General features: G+C 59.3%; 15 protein-coding genes and 1 other RNA gene. 12 read left to right on the top strand and 4 right to left on the bottom strand.

Annotation, left to right across the window (positions count from 1 at the left end; translation table 11 throughout):
• Window positions 1–139: 139 nt before the first annotated feature.
• The 3 genes from ACKZ62_RS23745 to ACKZ62_RS23735 all read left to right on the top strand — a co-directional run bounded on the left by ACKZ62_RS23745 (window position 140) and on the right by ACKZ62_RS23735 (window position 4,685).
• Entirely contained in the window at window positions 140–2,869 is a 2,730-nt protein-coding gene (locus ACKZ62_RS23745) for a winged helix-turn-helix domain-containing protein (RefSeq protein WP_122680349.1), read from the top strand.
• A 162-nt stretch (window positions 2,870–3,031) separates the two neighbouring features.
• On the top strand, window positions 3,032–3,676 hold the full coding sequence (locus tag ACKZ62_RS23740; protein WP_095183863.1) for an MBL fold metallo-hydrolase: 645 nt from the start codon (window positions 3,032–3,034) through the stop codon (window positions 3,674–3,676).
• A gap of 235 nt (window positions 3,677–3,911) precedes the next feature.
• Entirely contained in the window at window positions 3,912–4,685 is a 774-nt protein-coding gene (locus ACKZ62_RS23735) for a YiaD family glycine zipper/OmpA-like lipoprotein (RefSeq protein WP_032886310.1), read from the top strand.
• 68 nt (window positions 4,686–4,753) lie between these two features.
• On the opposite strand, the gene ACKZ62_RS23730 is transcribed toward ACKZ62_RS23735, so the two are convergent.
• The 4 genes from ACKZ62_RS23730 to ACKZ62_RS23715 all read right to left on the bottom strand — a co-directional run bounded on the left by ACKZ62_RS23730 (window position 4,754) and on the right by ACKZ62_RS23715 (window position 8,200).
• Window positions 4,754–5,335: a BON domain-containing protein gene (locus ACKZ62_RS23730; protein ID WP_032886311.1), complete on the bottom strand. Its 582-nt coding sequence runs from the start codon at window positions 5,333–5,335 to the stop codon at window positions 4,754–4,756.
• A complete protein-coding gene (locus tag ACKZ62_RS23725) occupies window positions 5,332–5,925 on the bottom strand; it encodes a phosphoheptose isomerase (protein ID WP_032886312.1) in 594 nt (197 codons plus the stop codon). Before ACKZ62_RS23725 ends, ACKZ62_RS23730 begins: the two co-directional genes overlap by 4 nt.
• A 92-nt stretch (window positions 5,926–6,017) precedes the next feature.
• The gene (locus ACKZ62_RS23720; RefSeq protein WP_032886313.1) at window positions 6,018–6,389 is read right to left on the bottom strand and encodes a YraN family protein; all 372 of its coding nucleotides are present in this window, start codon (window positions 6,387–6,389) and stop codon (window positions 6,018–6,020) included.
• Window positions 6,389–8,200, bottom strand: coding sequence for a penicillin-binding protein activator (locus tag ACKZ62_RS23715; RefSeq protein ID WP_095183864.1), 1,812 nt, complete (start codon window positions 8,198–8,200; stop codon window positions 6,389–6,391). Before ACKZ62_RS23715 ends, ACKZ62_RS23720 begins: the two co-directional genes overlap by 1 nt.
• Window positions 8,201–8,387: 187 nt before the next feature.
• Between ACKZ62_RS23715 and rsmI the strand changes: the two genes are divergently transcribed.
• The 9 genes from rsmI to mraY all read left to right on the top strand — a co-directional run bounded on the left by rsmI (window position 8,388) and on the right by mraY (window position 17,436).
• The gene (rsmI, locus tag ACKZ62_RS23710) at window positions 8,388–9,293 is read left to right on the top strand and encodes a 16S rRNA (cytidine(1402)-2'-O)-methyltransferase (RefSeq protein WP_163033157.1); all 906 of its coding nucleotides are present in this window, start codon (window positions 8,388–8,390) and stop codon (window positions 9,291–9,293) included.
• Window positions 9,294–9,388: 95 nt separating this feature from the next.
• Window positions 9,389–9,742: RNase P RNA component class A (rnpB, locus tag ACKZ62_RS23705), an RNA gene on the top strand.
• Window positions 9,743–10,096: 354 nt separating this feature from the next.
• On the top strand, window positions 10,097–10,552 hold the full coding sequence (gene mraZ / locus ACKZ62_RS23700) for a division/cell wall cluster transcriptional repressor MraZ (protein ID WP_003171868.1): 456 nt from the start codon (window positions 10,097–10,099) through the stop codon (window positions 10,550–10,552).
• Window positions 10,549–11,496 carry a 16S rRNA (cytosine(1402)-N(4))-methyltransferase RsmH gene (rsmH, locus tag ACKZ62_RS23695; protein WP_032886315.1) on the top strand — a complete coding sequence of 316 codons (948 nt, stop codon included), beginning with the start codon at window positions 10,549–10,551 and terminating at the stop codon, window positions 11,494–11,496. Before mraZ ends, rsmH begins: the two co-directional genes overlap by 4 nt.
• The gene (gene ftsL / locus ACKZ62_RS23690) at window positions 11,493–11,786 is read left to right on the top strand and encodes a cell division protein FtsL (RefSeq protein WP_003216203.1); all 294 of its coding nucleotides are present in this window, start codon (window positions 11,493–11,495) and stop codon (window positions 11,784–11,786) included. Before rsmH ends, ftsL begins: the two co-directional genes overlap by 4 nt.
• Window positions 11,786–13,528: a peptidoglycan D,D-transpeptidase FtsI family protein gene (locus tag ACKZ62_RS23685; protein ID WP_163033163.1), complete on the top strand. Its 1,743-nt coding sequence runs from the start codon at window positions 11,786–11,788 to the stop codon at window positions 13,526–13,528. Before ftsL ends, ACKZ62_RS23685 begins: the two co-directional genes overlap by 1 nt.
• Window positions 13,528–14,991 carry a UDP-N-acetylmuramoyl-L-alanyl-D-glutamate--2,6-diaminopimelate ligase gene (gene murE, locus ACKZ62_RS23680; RefSeq protein WP_447095904.1) on the top strand — a complete coding sequence of 488 codons (1,464 nt, stop codon included), beginning with the start codon at window positions 13,528–13,530 and terminating at the stop codon, window positions 14,989–14,991. The genes ACKZ62_RS23685 and murE overlap by 1 nt, the downstream gene beginning before the upstream one ends.
• Window positions 14,984–16,354 (top strand): UDP-N-acetylmuramoyl-tripeptide--D-alanyl-D-alanine ligase, encoded by a 1,371-nt coding sequence (locus ACKZ62_RS23675; RefSeq protein WP_447095903.1) that lies wholly within the window; start codon window positions 14,984–14,986, stop codon window positions 16,352–16,354. Before murE ends, ACKZ62_RS23675 begins: the two co-directional genes overlap by 8 nt.
• A complete protein-coding gene (gene mraY / locus ACKZ62_RS23670) occupies window positions 16,354–17,436 on the top strand; it encodes a phospho-N-acetylmuramoyl-pentapeptide-transferase (protein ID WP_032886319.1) in 1,083 nt (360 codons plus the stop codon). Before ACKZ62_RS23675 ends, mraY begins: the two co-directional genes overlap by 1 nt.
• The last annotated feature ends 3 nt before the right edge of the window (window positions 17,437–17,439 follow it).

The raw sequence follows: 17,439 nt of genomic DNA, 5'->3' as shown, positions 1-17,439 counted from the left end.
CCACTTTTTGTTTGTGGCGATATTTTTTGTCTCAGTTCTTTTTCAGGCAAATGTTGCAAAGATCTACAAAGCTGCTGCTTTTACCGCTAGTCTGCGGATATCTGCAATGCCGACAACAGCCTTCTACAAGAGCCCGGCGATGACTGATCTGTCCCGAATCCAAGGGCCTGCCAGTGCGGTAATCCCGACTCTGGAAGGTCGCTTCTACAGGCCTCCGCTGCCTGACGGCTATGTGCTGCGCCCCCGCCTGTGTGAACGGCTGAGCGCTGGTCTCGAAGGACGGTTGCTGCTGGTCAGCGCCCCGGCGGGGTTCGGTAAGAGTTCGCTGGCGGTGGAGTTCTGCCAGAGCCTGCCGGCTCACTGGCAAAGTCTATGGCTTGGGCTGAGCCCTCGGGACAACGACCCGGGGCGCTTCCTTGAGCGTCTGCTCGAGGGGTTGCAACACTACTTCCCCGCACTCGGCGCTCAATCCCTGGGCTTGCTGAAAATGCGCCAGCGTCACCAGCCCTTTGCCTTTGAAGAATGGCTCGATGGCCTGCTTGATGAGCTCGCGGTTCACCTGTCCACGCGCGCGCCATTGTTACTGGTACTGGATGACTATCATCTGGCCCAGGGTCCGGTGCTGGACCGTTGTCTTCAGTTTTTCCTCAACCATTTGCCGGATGGCCTGCTGGTATTGGTCACCAGTCGCCAGCGCCCCGACTGGCATCTGGCACGCTTGCGTCTGTCACGGCACTTGCTGGAGTTGCACGAGCAAGACCTGCGCCTGACCCATGCCGAATCTCAGGCGCTATTGGATCGCCACAGCAGTTCCCTGAGTGGTGAGGCCCTCGACAACCTGATCCGCCGCAGCGAAGGCTGGGTAGCCGGTTTGCGTTTCTGGCTGCTGGCGGCTTCCGAAGCCGGCAACGAAGACGCATTGCCGCAAAGCCTGCACGGTGGAGAAGGGCTGATCCGCGACTACCTGCTGGAGGAGGTGATCGATTGCTTGCCACCCGAAGTGCAGGCGTTCCTGTTCGACACTGCGCCCCAGGACCGTTTCTGCAGCGAACTGTGTGACGCCGTGCGCGAAGCTCATGACAGCGCCGAAATCCTGCGTTATCTGCAAGCGCACCAAGTGTTCTTGGTGCCCTTGGACGAGCAGGGCCACTGGTACCGTTATCATCATTTATTCTCCGACCTGCTGCGCACCCGCCGTGCGAGCAGCAATGTATTGCCAGCCGCCAGCCTGCACCTGCGCGCGTGTCGTTGGTTCAACGCCCAGGGTTTGATCGATGAGGCGGTGGAGCAGGCTTTACGCGCCGGGCACCTCGACGTGGCGGCCAACCTGGTGCAGAACCTGTCCGAAGAGCAACTGCTGGCCGAGCAGAATGTCGGCATGTTGCTGCGCTGGAAAATGGACTTGCCCGACAGCCTGCTGATCAGCACACCGCGCTTGATCGTGTTGTACAGCTGGGCATTGGGGCTGGCCTGCCAGTTGGATGCGGCGGAGGAATTGTCCGCGTACCTCAGTCGCTTCCTGCCGGCACCCTCGGCCACTGCACAGCGCTCAATGCTGGCCCAATGGCTGGCGCTGAGCGGGATTATCGCTCGGGGCCGGGGTGATCGTGAATTGACTCAGCGCTATTGCAGTGAGGCGTTGGAAAGCCTGCCGCAACGGCGTTACGGCCAGCGCCTGGTGTGCCTGTCGACGCTGTCCAACCTGGCCATCGCCGATGGCGATTTGTGGCGCGCACGTGGCCTGAACCGTGAATCCCTGGAACTGGCGCAGCGCGTCGGCAACCCTTTGTTCGAAGCCCTGGCCCATTACGACCGCGCGCGGGTATTGCAGGCCCGCGGTGAAATCCTGCGTGCCCTTGATGAAGTGCGTCAGGGCCTGCAACGTTTGCACGGTCTGGCGCCGCAGAGGCTGTATGCGGTACGTGCGCGACTGTCGTTGTACGAAGGCTATTTGCTGTTAATGCGTAATCAGCCTGACGCCGGTATCGCTCACCTGCGGGCGGGTCTGGCCGAGGCGCGCGCCTGTCGCGACATCAGCGTACTGATCGGCCATTGCGTGATCGCCAGCTTCGAAGGGCGGCGCAATGACTTTTCCAAAGCCTTCGCCGAACTCGCCGAAGCCGAACGCTTGATGCATATCTGGGACGTGCCGCCGATCTACTATCTGGCGATGATCACCCTGATCAAATGCGAGCTGTGGCTGGCCCAAGGCCGCACCGACCTGGCCGATGCCTGGTTGACGCGGCTGGGGCAGACTTACAACGGCGAGCATGCTGCCGCTGCGCCGGAATTCCACCCGCATTTGCCGCAACATATCGGGCTGCAACAAGCCGCGCTTGATGCCATTCGTCATCAACCCGACGCTGCTTTGCAACGGCTCGGCGAACTGGCACAACACGCTCATAGCTGTGGGCGGCAGATGATTGCACTGATGGCATTCGCCCAGCAGACGCAGTTGCTGCTGGAATGCGGTCAGGAAGCCAAGGCGCGGCCGGTACTGTCCCGAGCGCTTGAGGCTGGCGCCGGAGGGGCGTTGCAACCTTTCCAGAGGCTGCTGGAAAATCACCCGGACTGGATGCGCGAGCAACTCGGCAAGGATCCCCATGGCTTGCTGAATCAGAGCCTTCTGGCACTTCTGCCTACCGTTGCTGCAGTGCACGCGTCACCTAGTCATGAAAGTCTGAGCGCCCGGGAACTGGCAGTGCTGCAACTCATCGCCCAGGGCTGCTCCAATCAGGAGATCAGCAACCGACTGTTTATCTCCCTGCACACTGTCAAGACTCACGCCAGCCATATCAACAGCAAGCTCGGCGTGGAGCGACGCACCCAGGCGGTGGCGCGGGCGCAGGAGTTGAGGTTGATTGGTTAGCGCTTGACCATTTGCGGTGAGAGATTTTTGTGTGAGTAAGCTTCTTGTGGCGAGCGAGCTTGCTTGCGTTGGGCCGCGAAGCGGTCCCAGTCTGTTTTAATAGTGCAATTATCCTGGCGATACTGCCCAACCCCCCAGTTAATTTGCACCAGAGGCCCGTTCATGGAAACCGCACAGCCACCCCTCATACGCGAAACCTTCCCTGTCGGTCCCCTGCAGTGCAACTGCACCATCATCGGCGATCCCATTACTAAAAAAGCCATTGTGGTCGACCCGGGCGGCAACCATGAATTGATCCTGGCCCGCCTGGACGCGCTGGGCCTCAAGGTGGTGAGCATCATCCATACCCACGCCCACCTCGATCACTTCCTGGCATCGGGTCAGTTGAAAGAGAAAACTGGCGCCACCTTGCACCTGCATAAGGAAGACCAGTTTCTGTGGGACAACCTGGAAATGCAGTGCCAGATGTTTCGCGTGCCTTATACCCCCGTGCCGTCGCCAGACCGTTGGCTGGAAGATGATGAAGAGTTAGCCTGCGGCTGTGGCGTTGCCTTGCATACTCCGGGTCACACGCCGGGCTCGATGAGTTTCTGGTTTGCCGACGCCAAGCTGCTGATCGCCGGCGATACGCTTTTCCGTCGTGGCGTGGGGCGTACAGATCTGTGGGGTGGGGACCAGGCCACGATTGTGCGCTCGATCAAGCAGCGGCTTTATACGCTGGACGAGAGTGCCACGGTGGTCACCGGCCACGGACCGGACACGCGTCTGGGCGATGAGATGCGCGAGAATCCATTCGTGCGGGCTTGAGGCGGTGAAAGCGGGCTGATGCATGTTTCATGAGGGGTAATCTGTTGTAGTAAAAACGCAGGTCGCGTTCAGGCTGGGTCTGCTACGTTTTCTACAGCGGTAATGCGGGCTAACGTTTCGTTACAGCTGCGCGAGTGTTCACGGAATTTTTGCCATTTGTCGTGTTCCAAACTCGGCAAAGGTCCATTGCCAATGTCCTCTGCACCACAGAATGCAAAAAGTAGGAGCTCTCTTCATGTTCACTCCGCGTCGTCTGCTTGTAGTCGCCACCGCCGTAGCCCTTTTGTCCGGCTGCGCTTCACCTAATCCTTATGACGGCAGCAGCCAGGGACAGGCGAATAATGAATCCAGCGGTATGAGCAAAACCGCCAAGTACGGTGGTCTCGGTGCTCTTGCCGGTGCGTTGGCCGGTGCTGCCATTGACCATAACAACCGTGGCAAGGGTGCGCTGATCGGTGCGGTGGTGGCGGGTGCTGGTGCCGCGGGTTATGGCTACTACGCCGACCAACAGGAAAAGAAACTGCGCGAGAGCATGGCCAACACTGGAGTTGAAGTTCAGCGCCAGGGTGATCAGATCAAGCTGATCATGCCGGGCAACATCACCTTCGCGACCAACTCGGATGCGATCTCCAGCAGCTTCTATCAGCCGCTGAACAATCTGGCCAACTCCCTCAAACAGTTCAACCAAAACACCATCCAGATTGTTGGCTACACCGACAGTACCGGTAGCCGCCAACTGAACATGGACCTGTCCCAGCGTCGTGCGCAGAGCGTGGCCAACTACTTGACCTCCCAAGGCGTCAACGGTGCAAACCTGAGTGCCCGTGGTGCCGGTCCGGATAACCCGATTGCCAGCAACGCCGACGTCAACGGTCGCGCTCAGAACCGTCGCGTGGAAGTTAACCTGGGCCCAATCCCTGGCCAGCAGTACGGCCAGCCGGGCACCCAGCAACAGGCGCCACAACAGAACAACCAGTTCCAAGGCAACCCGTACTCGCAGTACCAGTAAACAACGGCTAATAAAAAGGGCGCCGTGCAGTCAATGCACGGCGCCCTTTTTTGTGGCTGTCGATTACATCAGTCGATGTATTCGAACACCTTCACGATTTTCTGCACGCCGGATACGCCCTGTACCAGATTGGACGCACGGGTGGCTTCTGCCTGGGTCAGCAGGCCCATCAGGTAAACGATGCCGTTGTCCGTCACGACCTTGATACGCGAGCCGGGGATCGCATTGTCGGTGAGCATCTGCGCTTTGATCTTGGTGGTCAGCAGCGCGTCATTACTGATGGCAAGCAGGGTGATCGGATCCATGACCTGCAATTCGTTGTGGACCTTCTTGACCCGCTGAACCGACGCAGCGGCCTGCTCGGCCTGGGCCTTGAGGTCGGCGCGCGGCGTTTGGCCTGCGAGCAGCACCACGCCGTTGAAGCTGGTTACGACGATACGCGACGCACCGTTGCCCAAGTCCGTTGCGGCTTTGGCGACGTTTACTTCGACCTTTGTTTCGATCAACGAGTCGTCAATCTTGCTGCCGAAGGTGCGGGTGCCCTTGTCATCCTGAATAGGGGTGTCACGTGTCGCAGTGATCGCCGTGCTGCAGCCGCTGATGCCGAGGCACAGCGTAATGGCCAAGAGGCCGAGGCGGTTAACGGTCATTCTTCACTCCCAAACAGTTGGCTGTCGATCAGATCGCACAGGCAGTGGATCGCCAGCAGGTGGACTTCCTGAATACGTGCGGTGACATTGGCCGGGACGCGAATTTCAACATCTTCGGGCAGCAACAGCGAGGCCATGCCGCCGCCATCGCGTCCGGTCAATGCTACGACAATCATTTCGCGATCATGTGCGGCCTGGATCGCTTGAATAATATTCGCCGAGTTGCCGCTGGTGGAAATCGCCAGCAGTACATCGCCTGGTTGGCCCAAGGCGCGGATCTGCTTGGAGAAGATTTCGTTGTAGCTGTAGTCATTGGCTATCGAGGTGATCGTCGACGAATCGGTGGTCAAGGCGATAGCCGGCAGGCTCGGACGCTCCCGCTCGAAGCGGTTGAGCAATTCGGACGAGAAATGCTGGGCATCGCCGGCCGAACCGCCGTTGCCGCACGAAAGCATTTTGCGTTCGGTGAGCAAGGCATTAACCATGACCTGACTGGCTTGCTCGATGTGCGGTGCAAGTACGTCCATCGCCTGTTGCTTGGTGTCGATGCTGGCCTGGAAAAGCTGGCGAATTCGGGATTGCATGTCCATCTGTGTGACCTTAATTAGCGCGGCTATTTGGCACAGGAATGTGCAGCCCGCAAAGCAAAGAGCAAAAGTGTGTGGTGAAGATGTCCGGCGAATCAGCTGTCGAAGGCATCTTTGAGCCAGTTCAGATCAGCCTTGCCTGACGGTGTGCTTTCTATGGCAACCACGTCGAAACGGCAGGGGGAGTTGGCCCAGCGATGCTCTTTTTGCAGGAAAAACTGCGCGGCGAGTATCAGCTTCTGACGCTTGCGCCCGTCGATACTGGCGAGCGCGCCACCCCATTGTGCGTGTTTTCTGTAGCGGACTTCGACGAATACTACTGTATCGCCGTCAAGCATGACCAGATCAAGCTCGCCGCGTTTACACAACCAGTTCTGCGCCAGCAGGCGCAGGCCTTGTTTCTGCAAGTGTTGCAGAGCTTGAAGTTCGGCATCCTTGCCGCTTTGCGCACTGGACCTCTCGGGCATCAGCGCGGGGTGTCCGGCAGGCGTTGGATCTCGCCACCGACGAACTTCGCCCATGGCATCTGGCGATCAACGCGCTGGTTGGCGCTGATACCCAGGTTGCCCGAAAGGCCGTCAACCCGTGTGTCCGGCAGGGCCTTGAGCTGGCCAAGGCGTGGCGCGAGGCGGTAGGCGTCGACACCCATTGCATACAGGCGGCCCAGGCTGCCGTTGGCTTGTGGCCATTGCGCCGCAACCTGGTTGCGCAGCGGGTCAGTGGTGTTGAGCAGCCAAGGCGTTTCGCAGAACATCACATTGGTCATGTCCAGGTACTGGTTGCGGTCACCGCTGGCGCTGAAAACGTGGGACGTTGCGTAGACCGGTACATCACCGGCGTACTGGAAGTTCAGGGTCGGCTTGATCTGCTGGGCCAGTTGCGGAGTGACGGCCAGGAAGATGAATTCGATGTCCTGGCGACGCGACGGTTGTGCCGCTACGTCAGTACCAACGGTGCTTTGCAGGCTCTTGGCGCGGCCTTCGCTTTTACGCAGTTGGAACAGATCGGCAATCTGCTGGGCCAGGGCGACCGGCTGGTCGACATACTCGACCCCCATGACGGTGCCGCCGTTGGCTTCCCAATCCTGGCGGAACGCTTTGTAGACGCGCTCACCCCATTCGCCACGGGGCACCATCGCGGCAGCGCGATGCAGGCCGTCGGCACGGGCGCGGCGCGAGACTTCGCGAGCTTCGTCTTCAGCGGCCAGGCCGAACTGGAACAATTGCGCTGGACCTTGATCGGTTTCGCTGTAGTTCAGTGCCAGGGTGGTGATCGGCAGTTGCGGGCGCGCACTGAGCTGCTTGACCAGCGGCTTCTCCAGTGGGCCGACTACTAATTGCACGCCGGCAGCCTGGGCCTTGGCGTAGAAGTCGTCGATGGAAGTCAGGCGCGAGCTGTCATAGAACTCGATCACCGGAGGCTTCTGCCCGGCTTGTTCAGCCTGGTAGTGAGCGGCCATGAAGCCTTCGCGCAGTGCCTTGCCCACGGAAGCCAGGGGGCCCTCTTGGGGCAGTAGCAGGGCAATCTTGCTCAAGGGCTGGCTTGCGAGTTCCTTGAGCTTGGTCAGCGGTGTTGGCAACTGCACGGCAGCCGGGTGGCCGGGGTTCTGCGCGCGCCAGGTGTCGATAGCGGCTTGTTGTTGCTCCAGCGTGCCGGCACCCTTGACCGCTTGGGCCAAGGTGATCCAGCCGTCCAGGGTCGGGTTGCCACTGGCTTGCAGTTGTTCGGCAGGTAGTGCGGCAATCAAAGTCCAGATGGCTTCGTGATTGCTTTGGGCTGCATCGCCAGTGAGCAGTGGCGCCATGGCGACACGCTCGCGGGCAGCGTTGAGGGTTTGGCCATCAGCCTCATAAGCACGAGCATGCACGGTACCTGTGCGGATCTGCTGTTCAGTCGGCAGGTCCTTCAGACTTTGCAGGCTCGCGTGGTTCAAGGCAGTCAGCGCAGCCTTCGGCTGGTTGCGTGCCATGGCCAGCTCGGCGGCCAGGGTGCTGGCGAACACTTGTGCTGCCGGCTTGAGGGCGTCCAGGGGCACTTGGGCAAGAATTTGCGACGAGCGGCCAGGGTTGTTTTGTTTATAAGCCATGTCTGCCGCACTCAGGCGCAGCAATGCGGCCTTTTCTGGCGTCTTGGCGGTGGTTGCCTGTTCGAGCAGTTGCTCGATACTGGCATCCGGGGTCCGTGGAAGTTCGCCAAGGCTGGACGAGGGCGAGCTGGCGCAAGCCGCCAGTAAGGCAGCGAGGCAGAGGGCAGAGAGCAGCCGCAGGCAAGCGATCATGTAAGTGTTCCTGATACCGATCAAATTAGCGTGGAATTGTACCCAAGCACTGGCCCAGGCGCGATGTTACTGGTGTGAAACCGTCGATTTAGGTCGTGCAAATGTTGGTATTGGGCTGTTGTAGGCAATCGGCGGCGGAAACGGCATCGACCGTGATGGCATATTTTCAAAGCATCTACGCGCTACAATGCGGCTTTTGCCAACCATCGAGGTGTGCGTTTTGACTGCTCCAGGTCCTTTGAATTCCACTGCAGGCTCGCTTTTTGTCGTGGCGACGCCCATTGGCAACCTGGACGACATCAGTGCCCGGGCGCTGAAAGTGTTGCGCGAGGTTAAATTGATCGCGGCGGAAGACACTCGGCACTCCCAGCGGTTGATGCAACATTTTGGTATCAGCACGCCATTAGCCGCCTGTCACGAGCACAACGAGCGCGAAGAAGGCAGCCGCTTTATTGTGCGCCTGCTGGCCGGTGACGATGTGGCGCTGATCTCCGACGCGGGAACGCCGCTGATTTCTGATCCGGGTTACCACTTGGTTCGCCAGGCGCGGGCCGCTGGTATCAATGTAGTGCCTGTTCCGGGTGCGTGCGCACTGATTGCTGCATTGTCTGCCGCGGGGCTGCCTTCAGATCGGTTTATTTTCGAAGGTTTCCTGCCGGCCAAAGCAGTGGGGCGTCGTGCGCGTCTTGAGGCGGTAAAGGAAGAGCCGCGTACTTTGATCTTCTACGAAGCGCCGCACCGCATCCTTGAATGTCTGCAAGATATGGAATTGGTGTTTGGCGGCGAGCGCCTGGCATTGTTGGCGCGAGAACTGACTAAAACATTCGAAACCCTCAAGGGGCTGCCGCTGGAGGAGTTGCGTGCATTTGTCGAGGGCGACAGCAATCAACAGCGTGGCGAGTGTGTGGTGCTGGTGGCGGGCTGGACGGCGCCGGAGGCCGAAGATGCGGTCGGCAGCGAGGCCATGCGTATTCTTGACCTGCTCCTCAAGGAGATGCCCCTCAAGCGCGCCGCGGCCCTGGCTGCAGAAATTACCGGTCTGCGCAAGAATGTGTTGTATCAAGTTGCGCTGGATAAACAGAAAGCTGAATAGTTCCGGGGTTAAACCGGTATTCCGTCTGAACGTGATGGCCTTGGTGACTATTATTACTTGTCCTGAGGCCGCCATGCCGTTAACCTGCGCGGCGGAGAGTCGATTGGACAGTCGCTGCCTTCTATGAAAATTAGGGGGGGGAGGAAAGTCCGGGCTCCATAGGGCGAAGTGCCAGGTAATGCCTGGGAGGCGTGAGCCTACGGAAAGTGCCACAGAAAATAACCGCCTAAGTACTTCGGTACCGGTAAGGGTGAAAAGGTGCGGTAAGAGCGCACCGCACGACTGGCAACAGTTCGTGGCTAGGTAAACCCCACTTGGAGCAAGACCAAATAGGGTCCCAAGGCGTGGCCCGCGCTGGGACCGGGTAGGTTGCTAAAGATGTCCAGTGATGGCCATCGTAGACGAATGACTGTTCAAGACAGAACCCGGCTTACAGATCGACTCTCCACCTTTTTCCTTCTGCCCGAGTCTCGGGCAGAAAACCGGTAATAACGCAAGAATCCTTCCCTGCCAAATCATTGGCAGATGCATCTTCGTAATACCAAAAAAATCTTACTCTTAATAAATTACTTTAACTTTAAGTCGTAGCTCTTTGAGCTATTTGCCCTTATTGGGTCAAAAATACCGCCGAACTCTGGTTTCTCCTGCTTTTACGCTCCTAAATCTCCGTTCTGTAAGGCTTTTCCTTGAATCCGCGCCTTGACGGTGTGGTGGGCGCATTCCTATAGTGTGCGCAAGTGGCGGAAAGTGGCACAAAGTGGGTTTTTTGAACGTAAAACGCTAAAATTTGGAGAAACGCATCTGTGTTTCGCGGAGCTAACGCTATCAGTCTCGATGCAAAAGGCCGTCTCGCCATGCCGAGCCGGTATCGTGACGAGCTGATTTCGCGAAGTTCCGGGCAATTAATCATCACTATCGATGCTGTTGATCCTTGTTTATGTGTTTACCCGCTCGATGAGTGGGAGTTGATTGAAACCAAATTGCGCGCCCTGCCTTCATTGCGTGAAGAAAACCGCCGCCTGCAGCGTTTGCTGATCGGTAATGCCGTCGACCTTGAGCTCGATGGCAGTGGTCGTTTCCTGGTGCCCCCGCGTCTTCGCGAGTACGCCAAGCTGGACAAGCGCGCAATGCTGGTTGGCCAACTGAACAAGTTCCAATTGTGGGACGAAGATGCCTGGGATGCTGTTTCTGCAGCTGACCTGGCTGCTATTCAACAACCGGGCGCTATGCCTGATGAACTGCGTGATTTGATCCTGTGACTATTGATAGCGGCTTTAACCACATCACCGTACTGCTTGACGAAGCCGTTGAGGCTCTCGCCGTACGCGCGGATGGCTGCTATTTGGATGGCACCTTTGGCAGGGGCGGGCACAGCCGGTTGATACTCAGCCAGCTCGGTCCCGACGGCAAGCTCCTCGGGTTCGACAAAGACCCCCAAGCGATTGCCACCGGGCAAGCGCTAGCGGCCGAAGACGGCCGCTTTGTCGTTGTGCAGCGCAGCTTTGCCGAGCTGGGTGCTGAAGTCGCCGAGCGTGGTATGGCGGGCAAGGTGGCCGGGGTTTTGCTCGACTTAGGCGTGTCTTCGCCGCAGCTCGATGATCCGGAGCGCGGCTTCAGCTTCATGAACGATGGCCCTCTCGATATGCGCATGGATCCTACCCGTGGCATCAGTGCGGCACAGTTCATCGCCACCGCTCCCCATGAAGAAATTACCCGCGTATTCAAGGAATACGGTGAAGAGCGTTTCGCTGGTCGCATGGCACGTGCCGTGGTGGAGCGCCGTGAAATTCAGCCGTTCGAACGCACAGCCGACCTGGCCGAAGTACTCAAAGTCGCCAACCCTGCATGGGAAAAGGGCAAGAATCCTGCGACCCGTGCGTTCCAAGGCCTGCGCATTCACGTCAACAACGAACTGGGCGATCTGGAAGCTGGTCTTGAAGCCGCGCTGGACGCTTTGGAAGTGGGCGGTCGTCTAGTGGTGATCAGTTTCCACTCCCTTGAAGACCGCATCGTCAAATTGTTCATGCGTCGGTTGGTCAAGGGTGAGTCCGACAACCTGCCGCGCAACCTGCCGGTGCGTTTCGAAGCCTTTGTGCCGAAAATCAAAATCCATGGCAAAGCGCAGTTTGCTTCCGAGGCCGAACTCAAGGCCAACCCACGCTCCCGTAGCGCCGTCATGCGCGTCGCGGAGAAGCTGCGGTGAGCAAGCTTTTTGCCAAGCCCCTGCCGGGCGGCAGCTTCTTTATGTTGCTGCTGTTTGTCGGCGTGCTGGTGTCCGCGATTGCGGTGTCCTACAGCGCCCACTACAACCGTCAACTGCTTAACACCCTGTACGGGGAATTGAGTGTGCGCGACAAAGCGCAGGCGGAATGGGGTCGGTTGATTCTTGAGCAAAGTACCTGGACGGCCCATAGCCGTATCGAAGTTCTGGCCACCGAACAACTGAAAATGCACATTCCGGGCGCGGCCGAAGTCCGCATGGTGGCGCCATGATGAAGCTCGAGGGCGCACTTTATCCATGGCGCTTCCGACTGATGCTCGGGTTGCTGGCATTGATGGTGGGGGCGATTGCCTGGCGGATCATCGACTTGCAGGTAGTCGACCGTGACTTCCTGATCGGCCAGGGCGACGCCCGTAGCCTTCGTCATATCCCGATTCCTGCGCACCGCGGCCTGATTACCGACCGTAACGGCGAGCCTCTGGCCGTCAGTACGCCGGTAACTACCCTGTGGGCCAACGCCAAGGAGTTGCAGGTTGCCAAGGACAGGTGGCCACAACTGGCTGCCGCACTGGGCCAGGATCCAAAAGCCTTGGCCGAGCGCCTTGAGGCTCAAGCCAATAAAGAATTCATCTACCTTGTTCGTGGCCTCACCCCCGAGCAGGGCCAGCAAGTGCTCGACCTTAAAGTCCCCGGTGTCTACGGCATCGAGGAATTCCGTCGTTTCTATCCGGCCGGTGAAACCACCGCCCACATGGTCGGCTTTACCGACATCGATGACCACGGCCGCGAAGGCGTGGAGTTGGCCTACGACGAATGGCTGGCTGGTGTTCCCGGTAAACGACAAGTCATCAAGGATCGGCGCGGCAGACTGATCAAGGATGTCCAAGTCACCAAAAACGCCAAGGCCGGTAAGCCCTTGGCGTTGTCGATTGACCTGCGTCTGCAATACCTGGCCAACCGCGAGCTGCGTAACGCGATCATCGAGAACGGCGCCAAGGCCGGCAGCCTGGTGATCATGGACGTGAAGACCGGCGAGATCCTGGCTATGGTCAACCAGCCGACCTACAACCCGAATAACCGTCGCAACCTGCAGCCGGCGATGATGCGCAACCGCGCCATGATCGACGTGTTCGAACCGGGTTCGACCATGAAAGCCATCTCCATGAGTGCCGCCCTGGAAACCGGGCGCTGGAAACCCAGCGACAAGGTCGAGGTGTACCCAGGCACTTTGCAGCTGGGCAAATACACTATTCGTGACGTATCGCGCACCGAAGGTCCGGTATTGGATTTGACAGGCATCCTGATCAACTCCAGTAACGTCGGCATGAGTAAGGTCGCCTTCGATATCGGCGGTGAAACCATCTACCACCTGGCGCAGAAAATCGGCTTGGGCCAACCCACCGGTCTGGATTTTCCCGGTGAGCGTGTCGGCAACCTGCCGAACTACCGCGACTGGAAAAAGGCCGAGACCGCCACGCTTTCCTACGGTTACGGCCTGTCGGTAACCGCAATCCAACTGGCGCACGCGTTCTCCGTGCTGGCCAACAACGGTCGCATGGTGCCGCTGAGCCTGATTCACGTCGACGAAGCGCCGAAAGCCACTCAGGTGATCCCGGAAAACGTCGCCAAGACTATGCAAGGCATGCTGCAACAAGTGATCGAAGCGCCGCGCGGCGTATTCCGTGCCCAGGTGCCGGCGTATCACGTGGCAGGCAAGTCCGGTACCGCGCGTAAAACGTCGGTGGGTACCAAGGGCTATGCCGAAAACTCCTACCGTTCGCTGTTCGCCGGCTTTGGCCCGATGAGCGATCCACGTTACGCCATTGTTGTAGTGATCGACGAGCCGAGCAAAGCCGGTTACTTCGGTGGTCTGGTCTCGGCGCCAGTGTTCAGCAAAGTGATGTCCGGCACCCTGCGCTTGATGAACATCACGCCGGACAACTTGCCGCCGACTCAACAAGCGAATGCCGGACCACCGGTTGCTGCAGTCAAAGCCAATGGAGGGCGCGGCTGATGTCTCTTAGCCTGAATAAGATTTTTGCCCACGCTGGTCGCGATCTGCTGATTCGCGAGTTGACCCTCGACAGCCGTAACGTGCGCGCCGGTGATCTGTTCCTGGCGGTGCCAGGCGGCAAGGTCGATGGTCGTGCGCATATTGCCGACGCCTTGCAGCGCGGCGCCGCGGCCGTGGCTTATGAAGTGGAAGGCGCCACGGTGCTGCCGATTACCGACGTGCCGCTGATCCCTGTCAAAGGCTTGGCCAAGCAATTGTCGGACATCGCCGGGCGCTTCTATGGCGACCCGAGCCGCCATCTCAATCTGGTGGGTGTGACCGGTACCAACGGCAAGACCAGTGTGACCCAACTGGTTGCCCAAGCGCTTGACCTGCTGGGCCAGCACTGCGGCATCGTTGGCACCCTTGGCACCGGTTTTTATGGCGCGCTTCAAAGCGGCCTGCACACCACGCCCAATCCTATTGCTGTGCAAGCGACCCTGGCCGACCTGAAAAAGGCCGGTGCCAAGGCGGTTGCCATGGAAGTCTCGTCCCACGGTCTGGACCAGGGCCGCGTAACCGCCCTGGCCTTTGATGTGGCGGTGATGACCAACCTGTCCCGCGACCACCTGGACTACCACGGGACGATGGAGGCGTATGCGTCCGCCAAGGCCAAGCTGTTCGCCTGGAATGACCTGAAGTGCCGGGTTGTGAACCTGGACGACGAGTTCGGTCGCCAGTTGGCTGCGCAGGACAGCGAATCGCGTTTGATCAGCTACAGCCTGCTGGACTCCAGCGCGTACCTGTATTGTCGCGAAGCCCAATTTAATGACGAAGGCGTTCGCGCCACGTTGGTAACGCCCCAAGGCGAACATCACCTGCGCAGCACCTTGCTCGGGCGGTTCAACCTCAGCAACGTCCTCGCCGCTATCGGCGCGCTGCTTGGCCTGGATTACGCCCTGGACGAAATCCTCAAAGTGCTGCCGAAGCTGGAAGGTCCGGCCGGTCGCATGCAACGCCTGGGTGGCGGCACCCAGCCGCTGGTGGTGGTTGATTACGCCCACACCCCGGATGCCCTTGAAAAAGTCCTCGAAGCCTTGCGTCCTCACGCCAAAGGGAAGTTGCTGTGCCTGTTCGGTTGCGGCGGTGATCGCGATCGCGGCAAGCGTCCGCTGATGGCCGAGATTGTCGAGCGCCTGGCCGACGGCGTACTCGTCACCGATGACAACCCGCGCAGCGAAAACCCGAGGCAGATCTTCGACGATATCCGCGCAGGCTTTAAAGACGCGTCCAAGGCTACTTTCGTTGCCGGTCGTGGCGCCGCCATCGCCCAGTTGATCGCCAGTGCCAGCGCTGATGACGTGGTAGTACTGGCCGGCAAGGGGCACGAGGACTACCAGGAAATCAATGGCGAGCGTCATGCCTTCTCCGATCTGGTCGAGGCCGATCACGCCTTGACCGCCTGGGAGATTGCCCATGCTTAAAGCGATGAAGTTCAGCGAGCTGAGCCAGGCTCTGTCCGCTCGTATGCTGTCGAGCGATTGCTGCTTCGATGGCGTGAGTATCGACAGTCGCGCGATCAAGCCAGGGCAACTGTTTGTCGCCTTGGCCGGCCCGCGTTTTGACGGCCACGATTACCTGAACGAAGTTGCCGCAAAAGGTGCCGTGGGTGCCTTGGTTCAGCGCGAAGTCGCCGACTCCACCTTGCCGCAACTGCTGGTCGCGGATTCCCGCTTGGCTCTCGGTCAATTGGGTGCGCTGAACCGTGCCGCTTTTGATAAGCCTGTCGCAGCCGTTACCGGCTCCAGCGGCAAGACAACGGTCAAGGAACTGCTTGCTGGTGTACTGCGTACGCGCGGCCCGGTGCTTGCGACCCGTGGCAACCTTAATAATGACTTTGGCGCTCCGCTGACCCTGCTTGAACTCGACCCGGAACACACGGCGGCAGTGATCGAACTGGGGGCTTCGCGTATCGGCGAAATCGCCTACACCGTGGCGCTGACCAAGCCCCACGTAGCAATTATCAACAACGCCGGTACTGCCCACGTTGGCGAGTTCGGTGGACCGGAAAAAATCGTCGAAGCCAAGGGCGAGATTCTTGAGGGCCTGGATGCATCTGGCACCGCGGTTTTGAATTTAGACGACAAGGCCTTCGAGACCTGGCGTGTACGCGCCGCCGGTCGCAAGGTCCTGACGTTTGCCGTGCTTAACGCAGCGGCTGATTTCCATGCATCCAACATCACCGTCGATGCCCGTGGCTGCCCGTCCTTCACCTTGCACACCCCGCAAGGTGACGAACACGTGCAACTGAATTTGTTGGGCAACCATAACGTCGCCAATGCCCTGGCCGCCGCCGCTGCGGCCCATGCCTTGGGCGTTTCGCTGTTCGGTATTGCCACGGGCCTGGGCGCGGTGCAACCGGTCAAGGGTCGTACCGTGGCGCAGTTGGCAACCAACGGCATGCGTGTGATTGATGACACCTACAACGCCAACCCATCGTCCATTAATGCCGCTGTAGACCTGCTAAAGGGTTTTGACGGTCGCAAGGTGCTGGTACTGGGTGACATCGGCGAATTGGGCGACTGGGCTGAACAAGGCCACCGCGAAGTCGGCGCGTATGCCGCAGGCAAAGTCGACGCCCTCTACGCCGTTGGTACGAACATGGCCCATGCCGTGGCTGCCTTCGGCCAAGGTGCGCGACATTTCGCAACCCAGGCCGAGTTGATTCAGGCGCTGGGCACAGCAGAACAAGACAAACACACAACCATTTTGATCAAGGGATCGCGCAGCGCGGTGATGGAAAACGTCGTCGCGGCCTTGTGTGGCTCAAGTACGGAGAAACATTAATGCTGCTGCTGCTGGCTGAGTATCTGCAACAGTTCCACAAAGGCTTCGCGGTCTTTCAGTACCTGACCCTGCGCGGGATCCTGGGTGTGCTGACCGCGCTGTCTTTGTCGCTGTTTTTGGGGCCGTGGATGATCCGCACCCTGCAGAACCTGCAAATTGGTCAATCGGTTCGTAATGACGGCCCGCAGTCGCACCTGTCCAAGTCCGGCACCCCGACAATGGGCGGCGCGTTGATCCTGTCGTCCATCGGCATCAGCACCTTGCTGTGGGCCGACCTGCACAACCGCTACGTCTGGGTGGTGCTGCTGGTGACCTTGCTGTTCGGCGCCATCGGCTGGGTCGATGACTACCGCAAAGTGATCGAGAAAAACTCCAAGGGGCTGCCAAGCCGCTGGAAGTATTTCTGGCAGTCGGTGTTCGGCCTGGGCGCAGCGATCTTCTTGTACACCACGGCGCCAAGCGCAGTGGAAACCACCCTGATCATCCCGATGCTCAAGGACGCCAGCATTCCATTGGGTATCGGCTTCGTGGTGCTGACCTACTTCGTGATCGTCGGCTCCAGCAACGCGGTGAACCTGACCGACGGCCTCGACGGTCTGGCGATCATGCCGACGGTGATGGTGGGCGGCGCGCTTGGCATCTTCTGCTACCTGTCAGGTAACGTGAAATTCGCTGAGTACCTGCTGATCCCTTATGTACCGGGCGCGGGTGAACTGATTGTGTTCTGCGGCGCACTGATCGGTGCCGGCCTGGGCTTCCTGTGGTTCAACACCTACCCGGCACAAGTCTTCATGGGCGACGTCGGCGCGCTGGCGCTCGGTGCAGCCCTGGGCACCATCGCGGTGATTGTTCGCCAGGAAATCGTGCTGTTCATCATGGGCGGTGTGTTCGTGATGGAAACCCTGTCGGTGGTCATCCAGGTGGCGTCCTTCAAGTTGACCGGGCGCCGCGTGTTCCGCATGGCGCCGATTCACCACCACTTTGAACTCAAGGGCTGGCCCGAGCCACGCGTGATCGTCCGTTTTTGGATCATCACTGTGATTCTCGTACTGGTTGGCCTTGCCACCCTGAAACTGAGGTAGAAA

Source organism: Pseudomonas sivasensis (assembly GCF_052938085.1).
This window is presented reverse-complemented; position numbering and strand designations above follow the sequence as displayed.

Coding starts and splice junctions, on each gene's coding strand:
- ACKZ62_RS23675 (WP_447095903.1), top strand. CDS start 14,984: ATGCTTAAAGCGATGAAGTTCAGCGAGCTGAGCCAGGCTCTGTCCGCT.
- ACKZ62_RS23730 (WP_032886311.1), bottom strand. CDS start 5,335: ATGACCGTTAACCGCCTCGGCCTCTTGGCCATTACGCTGTGCCTCGGC.
- mraY (WP_032886319.1), top strand. CDS start 16,354: ATGCTGCTGCTGCTGGCTGAGTATCTGCAACAGTTCCACAAAGGCTTC.
- ACKZ62_RS23685 (WP_163033163.1), top strand. CDS start 11,786: ATGAAGCTCGAGGGCGCACTTTATCCATGGCGCTTCCGACTGATGCTC.
- ACKZ62_RS23745 (WP_122680349.1), top strand. CDS start 140: ATGACTGATCTGTCCCGAATCCAAGGGCCTGCCAGTGCGGTAATCCCG.
- ACKZ62_RS23720 (WP_032886313.1), bottom strand. CDS start 6,389: ATGCCCGAGAGGTCCAGTGCGCAAAGCGGCAAGGATGCCGAACTTCAA.
- ACKZ62_RS23735 (WP_032886310.1), top strand. CDS start 3,912: ATGTTCACTCCGCGTCGTCTGCTTGTAGTCGCCACCGCCGTAGCCCTT.
- ACKZ62_RS23725 (WP_032886312.1), bottom strand. CDS start 5,925: ATGGACATGCAATCCCGAATTCGCCAGCTTTTCCAGGCCAGCATCGAC.
- ACKZ62_RS23715 (WP_095183864.1), bottom strand. CDS start 8,200: ATGATCGCTTGCCTGCGGCTGCTCTCTGCCCTCTGCCTCGCTGCCTTA.
- murE (WP_447095904.1), top strand. CDS start 13,528: ATGTCTCTTAGCCTGAATAAGATTTTTGCCCACGCTGGTCGCGATCTG.
- ACKZ62_RS23740 (WP_095183863.1), top strand. CDS start 3,032: ATGGAAACCGCACAGCCACCCCTCATACGCGAAACCTTCCCTGTCGGT.
- rsmI (WP_163033157.1), top strand. CDS start 8,388: ATGCGGCTTTTGCCAACCATCGAGGTGTGCGTTTTGACTGCTCCAGGT.